The following is a 529-nucleotide window of genomic DNA, read 5'->3' on the forward strand; positions in this document are numbered from 1 at the left end:
ACGCACACCACACCCCCGCCACGGCCCCCGCCCCCGCCACGAGCGACGCCGCCACCCCCGGCACCCCGAGCCGCGGAAGGACGGCCGCGGGCGAGGCCTCGTAGAGCCGCACGAAGCTGTCGCCGCCCCGCAGGAGGAAGGGCAGCGTGCGGGTGAGGAAGCCCGCCGGGTCCGGCAGCAGGAGCGCCGCGGCGGCGGAGGCCGCGACCGGCACCCCCACCGCGACGCCCAGCTCCCGCCACCGCCGCGCGAAGACGAAGAGGAGCAGGACCGGCACCAGGAGCGGCTTCACGGCCACCGCGGCCCCGATCACCACCCCCGCCCGCCCCCACCGGCCCCGGCACGCGCACAGCAGCGCCAGCGGGAGCGCGACCGCCGACGCCACGGTCCAGTTCCCCAGCTCCACCAGGTGCCCGAAGGGCGCGAAGCCCAGGGCGAGCCCCAGCAGCCCGAGCACCGCGAAGCGACTCCGCCACGGCACCCCGTAGAGACGCAGCGCACACCCCCAGCCCCCGGCGCTGTCTCTTAT

General features: G+C 77.9%; 1 protein-coding gene. It reads right to left on the bottom strand.

The features are described from left to right. Positions 1–529, bottom strand: a 529-nt coding sequence (locus IG74_RS0144885; RefSeq protein ID WP_030689691.1) for a glycosyltransferase 87 family protein, incomplete at both ends; no start/stop codon positions are given.

This window comes from Streptomyces sp. NRRL B-1347 (assembly GCF_000720325.1).
Taxonomy (GTDB): domain Bacteria; phylum Actinomycetota; class Actinomycetes; order Streptomycetales; family Streptomycetaceae; genus Streptomyces.